We start from the raw sequence: 16,272 nt of genomic DNA on the forward strand, positions 1-16,272 counted from the left end.
ACGTTAAGGAAAGCAGATGAAAGTCTCCGATAAAGCAGTACAAAGCCTGCGTGTATTGATTGAACAAAGCAATATGCAAGTTGGAGACCGTCTGCCTGCCGAAAGAAAACTGTGTGAACAGCTGCAAGTCTCCCGCTCTTCTTTAAGAGAAGCGATTTCGCAGCTGGCCAGCATGGGTGTGCTGGTCAGCAAAGTGGGAGCAGGGACATTTTTAAAACAACTGCCGGCAACTTGGTCGAGTTATCAAATCGTACAGCCGATCAGCAATTTGATGAGTGAAGATCCTGCCTACCGATTTGATGTGCAAGAAGCGCGCATTATTTTAGAGGGCGGGACGGCTTGGTATGCAGCGCAGCGCGCAACCCAAGAAGATTTGGTGAATATCCAGCATCATTATGATCAGATTAACCATTTTCAGGCTTTGGGGGATGATAATGAGGCTGCCCGTGCAGATGCAAAATTTCACTTAGCGATAGCTGAAGCATCGCATAATTTGGTCTTGATTCAGATGATGCGCGGTCTGTTTGATTTGCTGCAGTTCAACGTCGCTTTAGGGCGCCGAAAGGTCTATAGCGAAGCACACCGTTTTGATCAATTGCATGATCAGCACTTTCAAGTCATGAGTGCAATTCAACGCCGTGATCCAGAAGCTGCGCGTAAAGCAGTCTGCGGACACATTGAGTTTGTAGTACAACAGGTGCGAATGATTGATGAGGAAGAAGCCCGTCGTCAGCGCGCCAGTCGATTAAACAGGATATAAGCATGATTATTTCTTCTGCCAATGACTACCGTGAAGCGGCGCGACGTCGTTTACCGCCATTTTTATTCCATTACATCGATGGCGGTGCGTATGCAGAATATACCCTGAAGCGCAATGTAGAAGATTTATCAAAAATTGCTTTGCGCCAGCGTGTATTGAACGATATGTCGCAGTTAAGTTTAGAAACCAAACTGTTTGATGAAACGTTGTCGATGCCTGTTGCATTATCTCCTGTGGGTTTAACAGGCATGTATGCGCGCCGAGGCGAAGTTCAAGCTGCGGTCGCTGCAGATAAAAAGGGTATTCCGTTTACGCTGTCTACTGTTTCAGTGTGTCCAATTGAAGAGGTAGCGCCTGCGATTAACCGTCCCATGTGGTTCCAGCTCTACGTACTGCGTGACCGCGGTTTTATGAAAAATGCCTTGGAGCGTGCTAAAGCGGCAGGATGTTCAACCTTGGTGTTTACCGTGGATATGCCTGTTCCGGGTGCGCGTTACCGTGATGCCCACTCAGGTATGAGTGGCCCAAATGCAGCCATGCGCCGTTATATGCAGTCGTGTTTCCACCCGCACTGGGCGTGGAATGTCGGCATGATGGGACGTCCGCATGACTTGGGCAATATTTCTAAATACTTAGGTAAACCTACAGGTCTAGAAGATTATATTGGCTGGTTAGGTTCTAACTTCGATCCGTCTATTTCGTGGAAAGACCTTGAGTGGATTCGTGAGTTCTGGGATGGCCCAATGGTCATCAAAGGTATTTTAGACCCTGAAGATGCCAAAGATGCCGTGCGTTTCGGTGCAGATGGGATTGTGGTTTCAAACCATGGCGGCCGTCAGCTCGATGGTGTCCTATCTTCTGCACGTGCATTGCCGCCAATTGCAGATGCAGTCAAAGGCAATATTAAAATCCTCGCGGATTCAGGCATTCGTAATGGCTTAGACGTGGTGCGTATGCTGGCGTTGGGTGCAGATACCTGTATGCTCGGTCGTGCCTTTGTTTATGCACTAGGCGCAGCAGGCGGTGCAGGCGTTTCCAATCTACTTGATTTGATTGATAAAGAAATGCGTGTGGCGATGACTTTAACAGGTGCCAAAACCATTGCCGATATTACTTCGGATTGTTTAGTGAAGTTAGAACGAGAGTTGGCTGAGTAAAACTCTCTAATAAAAGCGAATGAATATAAAGAAGCATCCTTTGCCTCATTTTGAATTAAAAAATTTAAGTTCAATTGCGTAGGCGATACCTTACTTTTCAAGGATGAAAAGTAACAAAAATCCTTTGTTGGGCGTGAGAAGTGAAGCTTCGCAAGACGTCCTCTTGCGGAGTTGTACTCCTCACCGACCCAACGGCGGCATCCATGCCGCCACACGACATCGAATACCGTGATCAATACACTTAAAACATTAATGTGTTATTTCGTAATCTAGCTTTATTGAAAAGCTCAAAAAATTAATGGGCAGGATATAAAATGCAATCCAATTTAGATGCACCGCAAACTATTCAAAAGCTTATCACTATTGTGGGTAAACAACACGTTTTAACTGACGATAAAGACACACGTTTATACCGCCAAGGTCGTCGTTACGGTGCAGGGAAAGTGCTGGCTGTTGTTGCGCCGGGGTCATTGCTTGAACAGTGGCAAGTGCTGCAAACGGCTGTAAATGCAGATTGTATTGTGATTATGCAAGCAGCCAATACAGGTTTGACTGGCGGTTCAACGCCATTTGGCGATGATTATGACCGCCCTGTGGTTCTGATCAGCACGCGCCGTTTGCTTGGCATACAGGTGATTAATGATGGACAGCAAGTGATTTGCTTACCGGGTGCGACATTAGACAAGCTTGAAAAAGATTTGGCGCCATTTAATCGTGAACCGCATTCGGTGATTGGTTCATCCTGTATTGGGGCTTCGGTTTTAGGCGGTGTGTGCAATAACTCAGGCGGGGCATTGGTACGCCGCGGTCCTGCTTATACAGAGCTTGCACTGTATGCACAAGTCAATTCATCAGGTGAATTGGAGCTGGTCAATCATTTAGGGGTGAATTTAGGACAGACACCTGAAGAAATTTTATCTAATCTTGAAAATAAAAATTATCAAATCGGCGACATTATCAATAATTCAGGCTGCTGTGCATCGGACCATCGTTATGGACATGATGTGAAACAGGTTGATGAAAATACGCCTGCACGTTTTAATGCCGATCCGTCTCGTTTATATGAAGCATCGGGTTCGGCAGGTAAAGTATGTGTTTTTGCCGTACGTTTGGATACCTTTGAAAAAATTCCAAGTCAGGTGTTCTATGTGGGTACAAATTCACATGATGATTTGACTGAAATTCGCCGCTTTTTGCTGAAAGATTTACCGCGGTTGCCGATTGCAGGTGAGTATATTCACCGTGTCGCCTATGATATTGGTGCGGAGTATGGCAAAGATACCTTTATGTTCATTGAGAAATTCGGTACGGCAAAAGTGCCTGCGGCATTTGCCATGAAAGATAAGGTCGATGCGTACTTAGAAAAGTTTAGGATGAAAGGTTTGTCCGATAAAGTTCTGCAGTTGATTACTAAATTTTTGCCCAATCATTTACCGAAACGCATGAATGAATTTCGTGATTTGTATGAACATCATTTGGTGATTCGGATTGAAAATCAAGATGCCGAGCAAGTGGAAAGTTTTTTAAAACGTTATTTCCAAGATAAAACCTCAGGTGATTTTTTCCGCTGTACTGAGGAAGAAGGACGTAAAGCATTTTTACATCGCTTTGCCGTTGCTGGCGCAGCCATTCGCTATCGGGATACACACCGTTCAAAAGTTGAAGATATTGTGGCTCTAGATATCGCACTGCGCCGTAATGACCGCGAGTGGGTGGAAACCCTGCCCAAAGAGATGGATGATCTGATTATTCATAAACTCTATTATGGTCACTTTTTATGTCATGTGTTTCATCAGGACTATATTGTGAAAAAGGGCGTAGATCCTTTGGCGATGGAACATCAAATGTGGCACTTGCTGGATGCACGAGGGGCAGAATACCCAGCTGAGCATAATGTTGGACATTTATATGCAGCAAAGCCTGCACTGCGGACGCATTATGAAAAGCTTGATCCAACCAATAGTTTTAATGTGGGAATTGGTCAAACCAGTAAGCAGAAGCATTGGCGCTAAAGGCTCTTGCTTAAATACATTCAGCCAGTGAAGTCAGCATCACTGGTTTTTTTATGCTCTAATGTTTTGAGGAGGGTTCGGCTGAATTGACCATAGATGCCAAGAATATTTTATAAAGTGTCATCCCAATATCTAAAAAAACAGCTAAAGTAGTATGCAACAAGTTGCAAAGCCCGATATAAAAGGATTCATCATGACAACTAGCTATGCAAATATTTTAAAACCGCTCCATCTTGGCTTTACGACAATTAAAAACCGTGTCGTGATGGGTTCTATGCATACAGGCCTAGAAGACCGTTTTTATAACTATCCTAAACTTGCTGCATATTTTGGTGAACGCGCTAAAGGCGGCGTTGGCCTGATTATTACTGGCGGGATTTCGCCAAACCGTTCTGGCTGGCTGCTGCCAGCAGGCGGAACGATGAATACTTTGGGGGATATTGCGCCGCACCGTTTAGTGACGCATGCTGTACATAAGCATGGCGCTAAAATTCTCATGCAGATTCTGCATGCAGGGCGTTATGGCTATCAGCCTTTTGTGGTCTCTGCCAGTCCAATTAAATCACCTATTTCACCATTTAAACCGCGCCAAATGAGTGAAAAGCAAATTTTGGAAACCATTAAAGATTATGCGCATACGGCAGGTCTTGCACATAAAGCAGGCTATGACGGTGTAGAAATTATGGGGTCTGAGGGTTACTTGTTGAATCAGTTCCTGAGCCGCCATGTGAACCAGCGTGATGATCAATGGGGCGGTGATATTGAAAACCGTATGCGTTTTGCGGTTGAAATTGTCAAAGCCGTTCGTGCTCAGGCGGGTGAAAAATTTATTATTTGCTTCCGTTTGTCGATGCTGGATCTAGTCCATGACGGCAACACGATGCAAGAGGTCATTACTGTTGCTCAAGCTTTAGAGCAGGCAGGAGTTACGTTGCTGAATACTGGTATTGGCTGGCATGAAGCGCGAATTCCAACAATTGTCACTTCTGTGCCGCGGGCTGCTTTTGTAGACTATACTGCTGAAGTGAAAAAGCATGTCAAAATTCCAGTCATTGCTTCAAACCGCATTAATATGCCTGAAACAGCAGAAGCAATCTTGGCAGCAGGTAAAGCAGATATGGTGCAGATGGCCCGTCCGCTGCTGGCAGATGCATTTTGGGTCAATAAAACTGCAACCAACCGTGTTGATGAAATTAATACCTGTATTGCATGTAATCAAGCATGTTTAGATCATACTTTTAAAAATCAGCGTGCAACCTGTCTGGTTAATCCGCGTGCAGCTTATGAAACTGAGCTGGTTTATGTTAAAGCTAAAAAAGCTAAACGTATTGCAGTGGTCGGCGGCGGTGTGGCGGGAATGTCTGCTGCAACAGTCGCCGCCAGCCGAGGGCATCATGTCACGTTATTTGAAGCTAGCAGTGAAGTAGGCGGCCAGTTTAATTTAGCCAAAGTTGTACCGGGTAAAGAAGAGTTTCACGAAACCATCCGTTATTTTAAAGTTCAAATTGAAAAAACGGGTGTAGAGCTGCGCTTGAATACCAAGGTGAACCGTGAGCAGCTGGAGCGTGAAGGTTTTGATGAGGTGATTGTTGCGACGGGTGTAGTGCCGCGAGCTTTAAAAATTGAAGGCAGTCATGCACCGCAAGTATTGTCTTATGCCGAAGTACTGCGCGGTGCGCCAGTGGGTGAGCGTGTGGCGGTTATTGGCGCTGGCGGGATTGGTTTTGATGTTTCAGAGTTTTTGCTTAAACCGCCGCATCAAAAACAGCCTCAGCCGCTAGATGAGTGGCAGCGTGAGTGGGGGGTAGATCCAAATCTTAACTATGTGTCTGAAGGCGGTATGCAGCCTGCAGAAGTTCATCCGCCAGTGCGTGAAATTTATTTATTGCAGCGTAAAACAACGCCGCTGGGTGCAGGTTTAGGCAAGACCTCTGGCTGGGTTCATCGTGCGCAGCTTAAGAAGCATGGCGTGCGTATGCTGCGCGGTGTGCAGTATAAAGCAGTTACGAATGAGGGGCTGTGGATTGAAACAGCAGGGCATGACCAGCTGCTGCGTGTAGATACGGTGGTAGTATGTGCAGGGCAAGAGTCTGTAAAAGATTTGATGCCTGCAGCAGGAGAAAATACCTTAGCGAAGTATCATATTATTGGCGGCGCTAAACTCGCAGCTGAACTGGATGCAAAGCGCGCGATTCGTGAAGGGGCCGAATTAGCTGCCCAGTTTTAAACTTTTTGGTGAAACAATATCCATTTGAATGGTTTAACTTAAATTTTTACTTGTCATCCTGTGGAAAGCTCCGTATGATGGCGCACATGGAAGCGTGGCAGAGCGGTTTAATGCACCGGTCTTGAAAACCGACGAGGGCTTATACCCCTCCGTGAGTTCGAATCTCACCGCTTCCGCCAAATTTTGGAAAATCCCTTGTTATTACAAGGGATTTTTTTTTGCCTATGGTTTTACCCCGCAACCTGCCCCACATAAAATATTGAATTGAATAACACTCCAGTATAGGTTAAAGGAGGCTGGGAGGAGGAATTTAGATTAAAGGCCTCTGAGGATACCTTTGTTGAGTTTTTTAGTTTTCGTAAAATTTTAGCACGGCTGTTAATATTTTAATCTTGGAATATTAAATCTAGGGAGCTGTTCTAGAAAAAATGAACAATCATTAAGTTATTAATGTTAAGGACGTGTATTAACATTGACTTCTTATTTTATGTTTTCGGGTTGAAAAAAAATGATAAATAAAAAGCGAATTATTTCTCGAAAATAAGAAATAAAGTAATTTAAATCATTTTTATGTATTTAATTTATATTAGAAAAGTCTAAAAAATAAACTAAAATTTATTAAGGTCAATTGGTCTTAAAATATATTGAACAATTACAATGTATATCAGTTTTACAATAACAGATGATCATAAACATACGGAAACAGGGTCCATTCAAGTAGGGTGGTTCCTTACAGATGATAAGGCTTCAATCCTTTTTGAACCACCGTATCGCATGCGTTCGAAGCCACAACAAAAGCATGCAAAATCTGCCAGTCGTTGCCCAGCAGTTCTTCAGCTTGAAAGCCGTTATTTTGTCATCAATTGTCCATTTGATTTTCATCTACGTTTTGAACGAGATCAAACAGGCAAACCTGCATTAGTGAATGTATTGGGTGATGCTTCACCTGTACGTGGAAATAAGCTGCGTGAACTGCTGACGCTTGTAAATGAAAATGAATGGCGCATGCCAAATGTTCCAATCCTTCAGCTCAAACTTCCTTATTGTTTTATTGCCGATGAAGTGGTGTATATCACCCAGTTAGATGCTTTTGGGTATTATCGCAAACATCCCTTACTCGGCACTATCTTTGGCGGTCGATTTCCTATTCATATTTGGCCTAGACCGCTAATGTGGGCTTTTGAATGGCACGATACATCAAAAGATTTAATTTTAAAGCGTGGAGAACCCTTATTTTATTGTCAGTTCGACGGTTTTGACCCATCACGTTCAATGAGGTTGGTTCAAGCCGAGAAAACACCTGAGCTTTTACAGTATGTGGAACAGATTTCAGGTGTAGTGAATTATGTGAATCAGACATTTTCATTGTTCAGTGAATTAGAAAAAGTCAGACCGAATAAATTAGTTTCAATAAAAGATAGGGGATAGGGGAATACATGAAAAAATTATATTTATTTGTTTTTTCAGTGATTTTATTCCTTGGTTATATGTATAAGGATACTCCGCATGAAGCTGAATTTAAGCCACCCATAAGCCCTTATGGGCTAGCTTACCATGCTGGAAATTTAGGTGGTCAACCTGTGCTACTAAGTGAACAGGTGCAGTGGTTGGAATATGAGGATTCCCCAAGATTAGTTCGCGAAAATCGCTACAAAGGGTACAAGCCACCACCTCGAGATTTCAATTCAGTAATTACCTCATTTTCAATAGATATGAAATATACCACGGGTCTAGTTTTTGTTGGTTATGGTGGGGCACCTGAAGGTTCAGAAGCAGCACGAACTGCGAAAGAATCACAAAAGCAATATCGTGCAGAAGAACATCAAAAGCATAATGAATGGGTCACGATCATGACGAATGCAGGTGTACGGTACCGCCCAAATTTAACAGCGTTTTTTCTAAATAATACTTTGGACTCACAAATACAGTCACATGAACAATTAAAAAAATATCATTATGCAAGTATTTATATTCCAGCGAATAAAGAAGAATTTGGTTTGGAAAAATATAATCCTCATCCTGACTGGGTAAGTAGTGATGGATATCCAGAAACTAAAGATATGTATGTCGAAAAGGACAACCGAGGCAAAGTTATTACTTTGATTTTTTGTAAAAATAAAGAAAGAAATAATTTAGAAAAAAGATGTCATATGTACTGGAATATAGAGCCATTTATGAAAGTGCAGCTAGAAGCATTATTTAATCGTGTGCATTTAAAAGATTGGAGACTAATTCAAGAACGTTCAGAAAAAATCATTAAAGATCTAGCAGTAGACCCTAAAACAATATCAACCAATTAATATTCATAGATTATGAGGAATCATTATGAGCACAATTCAGACGTTAAAAATTGAAAAAATTGAAGAATATCAAGAGTTAGTCAAAAATCATGGTATAGGGGCAGTACCAGGAATTTATAAAGCATTAAGTGAGATGCAGAAGGTGTGTCTACAGGTAATTCTAAGGCTATGCTTATGCTGGTTGGGCAGATGGTGTTGCAACAGGTGATGCTATTACTGGGCAGGCTGCATTATTGTTTTATTGCTGATGAAGTGGTGTATATCACCCAGTTGGATGCTTTTGGGCATTATCGCAAACATCCCTTACTCGGCACTATCTTTGGCGGTCGATTTCCTATTCATATTTGGCCTAGGCCTTTGATGTGGGCTTTTGAATGGCATGACACCACAAAAGATTTAATTTTAAAACGTGGTGAACCTTTATTTTATTGCCATTTTGATCCATCACGTTGAGTGAAGTTGATTCAAGCCGAGAAAACACCTGAGCTTTTGCAGTATATGGAACAGATTTCAGGTGTAGTGAATTATGTAAATCAGACTTTTTCGTTGTTTAGTGAGGTGGAAAGGGTAAGACCAGTAAAGCTTCTTAAGTAATTTAGAAATTAGAGGATTTTAAGTGAACTATTTAAAAATAGGAGTCTTTTTTATGAGTTTAATTGCTCTCGGGGGCTGTAAGCCTCAAGAAAAAGTACATATTCCGCAAGAGGAAGAAATTGTGGTTTGGAAACAAAATCCACAACTTATTGTAAAAGCTAAACTTGGACCACGCCGAAAACATATACCAGATCAATTTGATTATGAGTTTTATAGACCCGCTCGAGAACATTATTTAGGGCAATTTCCCATAAATTATGTTCCTGAAAAATTTCCAGTAATTACGCAAGAAGAAGCAGATAGTTTGCCGATGCCTGATTCGAATCGACAATTACAGTTTGATTTAAAATTAAGCAATTCGGATTTTCAAGCAACGGATGGACCTTTACCTGATCATGATGATCATGTGAGGGTTCGAATTGAAGGTCTTACCATGGATATGCGCGCTGAGAATTTAGACACCTATAAGACCTTTTTAAAAAGAAAAGATTTTTTTAAGGAAAATTCAAAATTTGAAAAATATGGCCTGACTTGTTATCAGAGATTAGAAGCAGATTATTCCTTTAATTGTTATGGAAAATCTAAAGAACAGGATGTGACTGGTGTTTTATTAAGTGTAAAGACTTTAGATAGTTCAGTGGCATTCGAAAATAAGATTATTCAAATTAGAGGTAATAGTTATGAGCCAAATAAATATGGGGGGTGTGGATAAAGTGGGAAACAAATTTAAAGAATTGGGATCGTTGGAAAGAAATAGATAGTGCAATTTGGCGATTATTAGATACATGGAATGCTGCGCCAACTAAACAATAATTTCAGATATAAAAAAGGAATAACAAAATCATGATCACCTTGAATGAATCGCAAAAGAGTGAACTTAACGGACTTTTCATTTTTAAGTTCACGGGCTTTTTATATAGGGCAAACAATTGATATGACGAAAAAAATGGAACGCTATATTTTTAGCTAAAAATGGAAAAATTTAAAATAAAACAAAATGTTGTAATAATTATAAGAGGGAAAATAAATAGCTCCGAAGATGCCGCTGCATGTCATTACCCTGAACCCGAAGAAGTTCAAGGTGGACGCGACGCATACTTGCTGGGTTTCCTGCACGAAGGCAGGCATACACTCTAAATATGCAGAACACAATCCGGAGATTTAAGTATCGGCAGGGATATAGACGCGCTGGCGAACACCTCAGAGTTAAACCAAGTATAGCGGATTAGCAGTATATGGCAAAGTATTTGGCGTTTATAACTGTAAAGTGATGTTTAATTGGCTATGCTTTAGGCAAAAAAAATCTTGCCTATTCAGCAAGATCTTCGACTTCTTCAAGAATAGCCTGCAGCAGCCGTTCACAATGTTCATACTCTTGCAGGCTTTTATTCATATTCAGCACTTCTTGCATGAGTTCAAGCGCAACCATAATAATCAGCTTGCTTGGCTCCATACGCGGGGCTTTACGGCGAAATTCATCATATCTGTCGTTAAGCAGCTGGGCCGCGCGTTCAAGCTCTGGCTGTTTTTCAAGTGTCGTGGCTAAACGGAAGTTATGGCCTAAAACTTTTAAATCTACTGGAATTGGTTCGCTCATGCTTAAACTTCCTCATTGGCGTCAGCAGGATGTTCCAGCTGCTGAATCTCTTGTGCATGATGATCTTGTGCCGTACCTAAAACAGACAAGCGCTGAATAATTGCTTCGACTTTGGCTTTGGCATGTTCATTTTTTTGCAGCAGGCGCTCTCGTTCTTTTTCTAAGCTTTGAATATTTGTCTGTGCCTGACGCTGCTCGTTTTGCAGTTTTTCTTTCATTAAACGCAATTCGTTACGTTCAGCTAAAATTTCCTGAAAACGGTTTTTTAAATCTGTACAGCTTTTTTCCAAGCGGCTATAGCGGTCAGCTAAAGCGGTTGCGTCATTATTCAGCTGTTGAAATTGCGTACGGGACTCAGCCAGCTGCTCAGTCAGCGTTTCAATTTCTTCTTGTTTTTTGGTAATAATGCCATTTTTTTGGACAATTTGAGTGTGATGCTGTTCGTTGGCAGCATTCTTGTCTTCAGCTAAAGCATCATTCTCTGATTCATAGTGCGCTAGGCGTGTTTTTAAAACACCTATATGCGCTTGCAGACGCTGTAATTCTTCTAACATATCGTGGTCGCACAGTATTGCAAACAAAGGTAATATATAAGAAGTATAGAGATTGGATAAGCGAATGCAAGACGATATTTCAGGTTGGTCGGAATGGGACCGCAATTTTAATGCAATTGAAGAGATTTCAAGCCCAAGTGAGTTACATGGCTTGCTTACAGGTATAGTTTGTGTTTCTCAAGCGCCTACGCGTGATGAGTGGGAACAAATTTTATCTACGCTTGAGGTGGTCGAAATTGACCCGCAGGCGCTGGAAATTTTATCCGATGAATCGGAAGACATTGCGCACTCTTTGTCAGAAGATGAGCTGGACTATTTGCCGCTGCTGCCAGATGACAGCCATAGCTTGGCTGAGCGTGTACAGGCGCTTGCAGACTGGTGTACAGGTGTTGTGCTTGGGTTTGGTTTGGCTGCTGGCCATTTACGTGCAGAAGAGCAAGAGCTGATTGAGCATTTGCAGGATGTCGCAGCTGTTGAATTTGATGAATCAGATAATGATGAAGAAGGTGAGGAAAGCTATCAGGAGCTGTATGAGTTTGTTCGTCTGATTCCTGTCAGCCTATCTATGGGCCGTACCAAAGTTGCTGTTTCTGAAACGCCTTTATTGCGCTTATATGTAGGCAATGGTGAAGCGAAGCAAAAATCAGACGCCGCAAGTGTTGTCGAAATGTTTACGCCAAACCGTCCAAGCTGATCCTGCATTAAGCTTTGAAAAATAGGGTCTGATGGCAAAGAAGTTTGTATATTCTGCACCTGCTGCAAATATGCTCATGCTTGCCAAAAGGCCCTTACTGTATCAGCAAGATTTAAATAAGTGAGATAAGAAGTAATCAAATGAAGAAATTGACTCAAGCCGATTTTCAAGAACGCAGAGCTATACTCGCAGGTGAAATGGGTTTACGCAGTATTGCAATTATTGCTACGAGTAAAGAAGTGATGCGTAACCGCGATGCAGACTTTAAGTTTCGTGCGGACAGCAGTTTCTTTTATTTGACAGGCTTTGCGGAACCGGAGGCGGTTGCGGTTATTGAAACCTTTGACACAGAAGAAGAAGGCTACAGCTATAGCTTATTCTGCCGCGAGCGTAACCGTGAAATGGAAATTTGGAATGGCTACCGTGCAGGTATAGATGGCGCAGTTGATGATTATGAAGCAGATGAGGCATTTGCTATTGATTTGCTGGATGATGAAATTCTAGAAAAACTGCAGAATAAAGAGAAACTGTTTTACCGCATAGGTCAGCAGGCAGATTTTGATGCCCGAGTGGCGCAGTGGATTGCGAAAGCAAATGCAGAATCACGCCGCGGCACAACTGCACCTGCACAAGTGATTCAGCTGGACCGTATTTTAGATGAAATGCGTTTGCATAAATCTGCAGAAGAAATTGGGCTGATGCAAATTGCTTCTGATATTTCAGCGGAAGCGCATACCCGTGCGATGCAAGCTGTACAGCCGGGTATGATGGAATACGCGCTGGAAGCAGAGCTGAATTATGTTTTTGGCAAAAATGGCTGTGTACCGTCATATAACAGTATTGTGGGCGGCGGTGAAAATGGCTGCATTCTGCATTATGTGGAAAATAATAAAGAATTAAAAGACGGCGACTTGGTGCTGATTGATGCGGCATGTGAATATCAGCTTTATGCCTCAGACATTACCCGTACGTTCCCAGTAAATGGCAAATTCAGTCCAGAGCAAAAGGCGCTGTATAACGTGGTGCTGGATGCGCAAATAGCGGCGATTGATGCTGTTCGCATTGGCAACTCATATAAAGAACCGCATAACGTTGCAGTACGTATTTTGGTGCAGGGTCTGTTGGATTTGGGCTTGATGCAGGGTGATATTGAGGAAATTATTCAAAAAGAAACTTTCCGTCAGTTCTATATGCACGGTACTGGTCACTGGCTGGGTATGGATGTGCATGATGTTGGTTCTTACAAGCAAGACGGTGACTGGCGTGCCTATGAAGAAGGCATGGTCGTGACAGTTGAGCCGGGTCTGTATATTGCGCCAGATGATGAAACTGTAGATGAGAAATGGCGCGGTATAGGTATTCGAATTGAAGATGATATTGCGGTGACTAAGAATGGCCCGCTGAATTTAACCTCTAAAGTTGTGAAAACTGTAGAAGATATTGAAGCGTTAATGGCGAAAGCATAAGTTATATCAACTTGAAAAAGCCCGATCAGTTGATCGGGCTTTTTTTGTCCTATTTTTAAGTGCGGATATTACATAGGCGGATTTACACTTTTTAAGTGCTGTTTTCAGCCTTGTGTTAAGTTGTAGAAGAGCCTCTTTTTAAGATAAGAAAATGTCAGATTTTGAAATTAAAATTTTAGATGCAAATGATGCTGCAGATTTTAGGAGTATCAGGCTTTCAGCTTTAGCAAAAGCGCCCGCAATGTTTGGGTCTTCCTATGCATTGGAGGCAGCCAAGCCTTTGAGCTTCTTTGAATCTTGTTTAGCTAATGCCAAAGTATTTGCAGCATTTCAGGGTCAAAAAATTATAGGGTTGGCCGTATTTAGCCAAGAACAGAGCACAAAGCTTTCTCACAAAGCACAGCTTAGCAGTGTGTTTGTAGAGCCTGAATACCAGCAGCAAGGTGTTGCGGGTCAATTGCTCCAAGCTGTTATAAACTACAGCAAAATGCATGTGGAGCAAATTTTACTGACCGTCGCAGCTGATAACGCACCGGCTGTCCATCTATATAAAAACTTCGGTTTTCAGCTTTATGGAATCGAGGCTAAGGCTTTAAAAGATACAGATCGATATATTGATGAAATTTTAATGAAGCTTTTTTTGGCCCGAATTTGAGTTTATTGTCCAAAATGTTTAATTAATGCCTGAACATTATCCGTCTGCAATTGTTCGCGCATTTTTAAAAACTGCTTTTCATCTAGGTCATAAAGTTTAAGTGAAAGCAGTTTTTCAATATCTTTTTCAGAAAAGCGGTATTGAATAATCTTGGCAGGCACTCCGCCTACCACAGCATAAGGCGGCACGTCTTTGGTTACGACCGCACCTGTAGCCACTACAGCGCCTTCACCTAAGGTCACGCCTTGCATAATCATGGCGCGTGAGCCAATCCAGCAGCCATTGCCAATAACAGTATCACCAGCAGGGACAAAACTGCGGGTATCGAAAGGAAAGGCTGAAATCCAATCAGTACGGTGCAATTGGTTGCCGCCCATCATAATCACGCATTCTGCGCCAAAACAGACGAAATTGCCGATATGCAGCTGATCAATCGGTTTATCTGCAGTTGAAGGCTTGTCATGTAAATAACGCACTACGCAACGCTCAAAACCTTGATCCCAGTATGCTGAATAATAAGAATAATTTCCTTTAATGTGAATATTGGGGTTTTTCACAGTTTTGGAAATAAATTCAAATTCACACCAGTGTTTTACAGGCGAGTTGATGGAATCAGTCATAGATTTAAAGCATAGATGCAAAGGGAAAGAGTAAGGTTATTCTATATGAGCAAGCAGTAAAAATTAAGTAAAATAGCCTAAGCAGTATAGAAAACTAGGCTATTCTTGAAATAGAACATAGGAAATTTAAAGTAATTTTAAATGAATCAAATGTGAGCCATGTGTATGACGAATATGGTCAGGGCGGTGGCTAAAATAGCGTTCTGTAATATCCACACCAGATAAATCTTCTAGTACGTCATAACCCATTTTTTCGACTTGTTGATGTAAATCTTGCGATGCAAAAGCACCAATCAAAGGTTCTTTCAAAAACTTGGTAAAATGCGTCAAAGCAAATGCACCAAAGCGTTCAATACCGTGTAATTCTTTATAATCAATCGAATAGTCCATCACCACTTCACTGTTTTGACCTGCAATCGACGCAATGTTTTGTAAAGTCGCTAAAGTGGTTTGAGGTGTTAAATAATGTGTTGTGCCTAACCAAGAAAAAAATGCGGGATGGTTAGAATCAAATCCACTGCGTTGTAAGGCATCGGACAGTTTTTCTTTTTCAAAATCAATGCTGACAAATTCCACATTGGCAGGGAGTTGCTTTGATTTAGATACTTTCTTTAATTTTTCAATTTTGGTTTTTTGTGTATCAGGATGATCAACTTCAAATATTTTTAACTGTGGATATTGATTTGCTAAACGCAAAACAAAAGAATCCAATCCTGCACCAACGATAACATATTGTTGAATCTTATGATTTTCAATGGCTTGTTGTAAGAGGTCTTCGGTATAACGCGAACGCCCAACCACTTGCCCAGTGAGTTTACCTAAAGTTTTGTTCAACACATCTGAGTTAAGTGTTTTACGAAATAATGTGTTATTTAACAATAAACGCCAACGTGCATTGGTCATGTCAAAGGCGTAGGAATCTGAAAATACAGGATTACTGGCATTGAGATGATGATTGGCTCGTAAGGCTGCTGCGGCTTCTGCTGTACGGCTGACACGTCCTGCTTTCATAATATTTCCATGACACTTTTTATTTTCTAACACTTTAAAGGAAACTGGAAAATTAACAATGATGATTTAAACCGAGATGATTGGATCATATTGCGAGTTGAATGTTTTGAATCGGCTGTATCATGAATTTGAATCAGTTCAATTTATCATCCCAAATACCATATTTTGGACCATAAAGTTCTATGTATCGACTTTCGTAAATGTATCCATTGGTAGATTGGCAATAATAGATGGCATCGGAGGCTGGAACACTTTTACAAACTTTGTTTTCGCATTTAGATACCATATATTTATAACGTTTTTGGGTACTTTCGCACTGATGTTGTTCTAAATAAGTTTCAAAGTTTCGGCTGGTTAATGATGACATTTGTGCCCACAATCCTGAAAATAATATGGGAGCAACAAAAGCAAAAGACGATATGATACTTGTGGAAACATCATCAGGTCTCTTTTTATTTTGACTATAAAAAAAGATGCTATATGCACAAAAACAAAGAAATAGCCCAATGCCGAAAGTGATGATGCCTTCTTTAAGAACAGTGAAATAGAATGCTGTTGGAAGGAGCAAACAAAGCAAAAATGTTGAATTAAAAAATGATTTAAGTTTCATTGTTGAATAGGAAAT

The 16,272-nt window shown here is 41.4% G+C and carries 15 protein-coding genes, 1 tRNA gene, 1 other RNA gene and 1 pseudogene; 12 read left to right on the forward strand and 6 right to left on the reverse strand.

Annotation, left to right across the window (positions count from 1 at the left end; all coding sequences use genetic code 11):
• Window positions 1–16 precede the first annotated feature (16 nt).
• From lldR to D7V32_RS11695, 9 genes and pseudogenes are all read left to right on the forward strand, one after another.
• Complete coding sequence (gene lldR, locus D7V32_RS11655) at window positions 17–760, forward strand: transcriptional regulator LldR (protein ID WP_120403031.1); 744 nt, start codon at window positions 17–19, stop codon at window positions 758–760.
• Window positions 761–762: 2 nt separating this feature from the next.
• Entirely contained in the window at window positions 763–1,917 is a 1,155-nt protein-coding gene (lldD, locus tag D7V32_RS11660; RefSeq protein WP_120403032.1) for an FMN-dependent L-lactate dehydrogenase LldD, read from the forward strand.
• A gap of 314 nt (window positions 1,918–2,231) precedes the next feature.
• Window positions 2,232–3,929: a D-lactate dehydrogenase gene (gene dld, locus D7V32_RS11665; protein WP_120403033.1), complete on the forward strand. Its 1,698-nt coding sequence runs from the start codon at window positions 2,232–2,234 to the stop codon at window positions 3,927–3,929.
• A 193-nt stretch (window positions 3,930–4,122) separates the two neighbouring features.
• Window positions 4,123–6,156, forward strand: coding sequence for an NADPH-dependent 2,4-dienoyl-CoA reductase (locus D7V32_RS11670; protein ID WP_120403034.1), 2,034 nt, complete (start codon window positions 4,123–4,125; stop codon window positions 6,154–6,156).
• Between the two features lie 88 nt (window positions 6,157–6,244).
• Window positions 6,245–6,335 (forward strand) — tRNA-Ser (locus tag D7V32_RS11675).
• A gap of 478 nt (window positions 6,336–6,813) precedes the next feature.
• On the forward strand, window positions 6,814–7,584 hold the full coding sequence (locus D7V32_RS11680; protein WP_120403035.1) for a hypothetical protein: 771 nt from the start codon (window positions 6,814–6,816) through the stop codon (window positions 7,582–7,584).
• 8 nt (window positions 7,585–7,592) lie between these two features.
• Window positions 7,593–8,456: a hypothetical protein gene (locus tag D7V32_RS11685; protein ID WP_120403036.1), complete on the forward strand. Its 864-nt coding sequence runs from the start codon at window positions 7,593–7,595 to the stop codon at window positions 8,454–8,456.
• Window positions 8,457–8,678: 222 nt separating this feature from the next.
• Window positions 8,679–9,050 (forward strand): annotated as a pseudogene (locus D7V32_RS11690) (hypothetical protein); the annotation flags it as partial.
• 52 nt (window positions 9,051–9,102) lie between these two features.
• The gene (locus D7V32_RS11695) at window positions 9,103–9,762 is read left to right on the forward strand and encodes a hypothetical protein (RefSeq protein WP_228200212.1); all 660 of its coding nucleotides are present in this window, start codon (window positions 9,103–9,105) and stop codon (window positions 9,760–9,762) included.
• Between the two features lie 314 nt (window positions 9,763–10,076).
• Here D7V32_RS11695 and ssrS read toward each other — a convergent pair.
• From ssrS to D7V32_RS11710, 3 genes are all read right to left on the reverse strand, one after another.
• Window positions 10,077–10,260, reverse strand: a non-coding RNA gene (ssrS, locus tag D7V32_RS11700) — 6S RNA.
• 99 nt (window positions 10,261–10,359) lie between these two features.
• Window positions 10,360–10,647 (reverse strand): cell division protein ZapA, encoded by a 288-nt coding sequence (locus tag D7V32_RS11705; protein WP_120403037.1) that lies wholly within the window; start codon window positions 10,645–10,647, stop codon window positions 10,360–10,362.
• Between the two features lie 2 nt (window positions 10,648–10,649).
• Entirely contained in the window at window positions 10,650–11,201 is a 552-nt protein-coding gene (locus tag D7V32_RS11710; RefSeq protein ID WP_120403038.1) for a hypothetical protein, read from the reverse strand.
• A 64-nt stretch (window positions 11,202–11,265) separates the two neighbouring features.
• Here D7V32_RS11710 and D7V32_RS11715 point away from each other — a divergent pair, with 64 nt between their 5' ends.
• From D7V32_RS11715 to D7V32_RS11725, 3 genes are all read left to right on the forward strand, one after another.
• Window positions 11,266–11,895, forward strand: a complete 630-nt coding sequence (locus D7V32_RS11715) for a UPF0149 family protein (RefSeq protein WP_120403039.1) — start codon at window positions 11,266–11,268, stop codon at window positions 11,893–11,895.
• A 140-nt stretch (window positions 11,896–12,035) separates the two neighbouring features.
• Window positions 12,036–13,361: a Xaa-Pro aminopeptidase gene (gene pepP / locus D7V32_RS11720; protein ID WP_120403040.1), complete on the forward strand. Its 1,326-nt coding sequence runs from the start codon at window positions 12,036–12,038 to the stop codon at window positions 13,359–13,361.
• A gap of 151 nt (window positions 13,362–13,512) precedes the next feature.
• Window positions 13,513–14,016, forward strand: coding sequence for a GNAT family N-acetyltransferase (locus tag D7V32_RS11725; RefSeq protein WP_120403041.1), 504 nt, complete (start codon window positions 13,513–13,515; stop codon window positions 14,014–14,016).
• 2 nt (window positions 14,017–14,018) lie between these two features.
• Here D7V32_RS11725 and D7V32_RS11730 read toward each other — a convergent pair whose 3' ends face one another.
• The 3 genes from D7V32_RS11730 to D7V32_RS17470 form a co-directional block, all read right to left on the reverse strand.
• Window positions 14,019–14,636, reverse strand: coding sequence for a CatB-related O-acetyltransferase (locus D7V32_RS11730; RefSeq protein ID WP_120403042.1), 618 nt, complete (start codon window positions 14,634–14,636; stop codon window positions 14,019–14,021).
• Between the two features lie 126 nt (window positions 14,637–14,762).
• Window positions 14,763–15,647 (reverse strand): class I SAM-dependent methyltransferase, encoded by an 885-nt coding sequence (locus D7V32_RS11735; protein WP_120403043.1) that lies wholly within the window; start codon window positions 15,645–15,647, stop codon window positions 14,763–14,765.
• 133 nt (window positions 15,648–15,780) lie between these two features.
• The coding region (locus D7V32_RS17470) for a hypothetical protein (protein WP_213072552.1) at window positions 15,781–16,272 on the reverse strand (492 nt) is incomplete at its 5' end.

It is taken from the genome of Acinetobacter tianfuensis (assembly GCF_003611465.1).
Taxonomy (GTDB): Bacteria; Pseudomonadota; Gammaproteobacteria; order Pseudomonadales; family Moraxellaceae; genus Acinetobacter; species Acinetobacter tianfuensis.

Coding starts and splice junctions, on each gene's coding strand:
- lldR (WP_120403031.1), top strand. CDS start 17: ATGAAAGTCTCCGATAAAGCAGTACAAAGCCTGCGTGTATTGATTGAA.
- lldD (WP_120403032.1), top strand. CDS start 763: ATGATTATTTCTTCTGCCAATGACTACCGTGAAGCGGCGCGACGTCGT.
- dld (WP_120403033.1), top strand. CDS start 2,232: ATGCAATCCAATTTAGATGCACCGCAAACTATTCAAAAGCTTATCACT.
- D7V32_RS11670 (WP_120403034.1), top strand. CDS start 4,123: ATGACAACTAGCTATGCAAATATTTTAAAACCGCTCCATCTTGGCTTT.
- D7V32_RS11680 (WP_120403035.1), top strand. CDS start 6,814: ATGTATATCAGTTTTACAATAACAGATGATCATAAACATACGGAAACA.
- D7V32_RS11685 (WP_120403036.1), top strand. CDS start 7,593: ATGAAAAAATTATATTTATTTGTTTTTTCAGTGATTTTATTCCTTGGT.
- D7V32_RS11695 (WP_228200212.1), top strand. CDS start 9,103: ATGAGTTTAATTGCTCTCGGGGGCTGTAAGCCTCAAGAAAAAGTACAT.
- D7V32_RS11705 (WP_120403037.1), bottom strand. CDS start 10,647: ATGAGCGAACCAATTCCAGTAGATTTAAAAGTTTTAGGCCATAACTTC.
- D7V32_RS11710 (WP_120403038.1), bottom strand. CDS start 11,201: ATGTTAGAAGAATTACAGCGTCTGCAAGCGCATATAGGTGTTTTAAAA.
- D7V32_RS11715 (WP_120403039.1), top strand. CDS start 11,266: ATGCAAGACGATATTTCAGGTTGGTCGGAATGGGACCGCAATTTTAAT.
- pepP (WP_120403040.1), top strand. CDS start 12,036: ATGAAGAAATTGACTCAAGCCGATTTTCAAGAACGCAGAGCTATACTC.
- D7V32_RS11725 (WP_120403041.1), top strand. CDS start 13,513: ATGTCAGATTTTGAAATTAAAATTTTAGATGCAAATGATGCTGCAGAT.
- D7V32_RS11730 (WP_120403042.1), bottom strand. CDS start 14,636: ATGACTGATTCCATCAACTCGCCTGTAAAACACTGGTGTGAATTTGAA.
- D7V32_RS11735 (WP_120403043.1), bottom strand. CDS start 15,647: ATGAAAGCAGGACGTGTCAGCCGTACAGCAGAAGCCGCAGCAGCCTTA.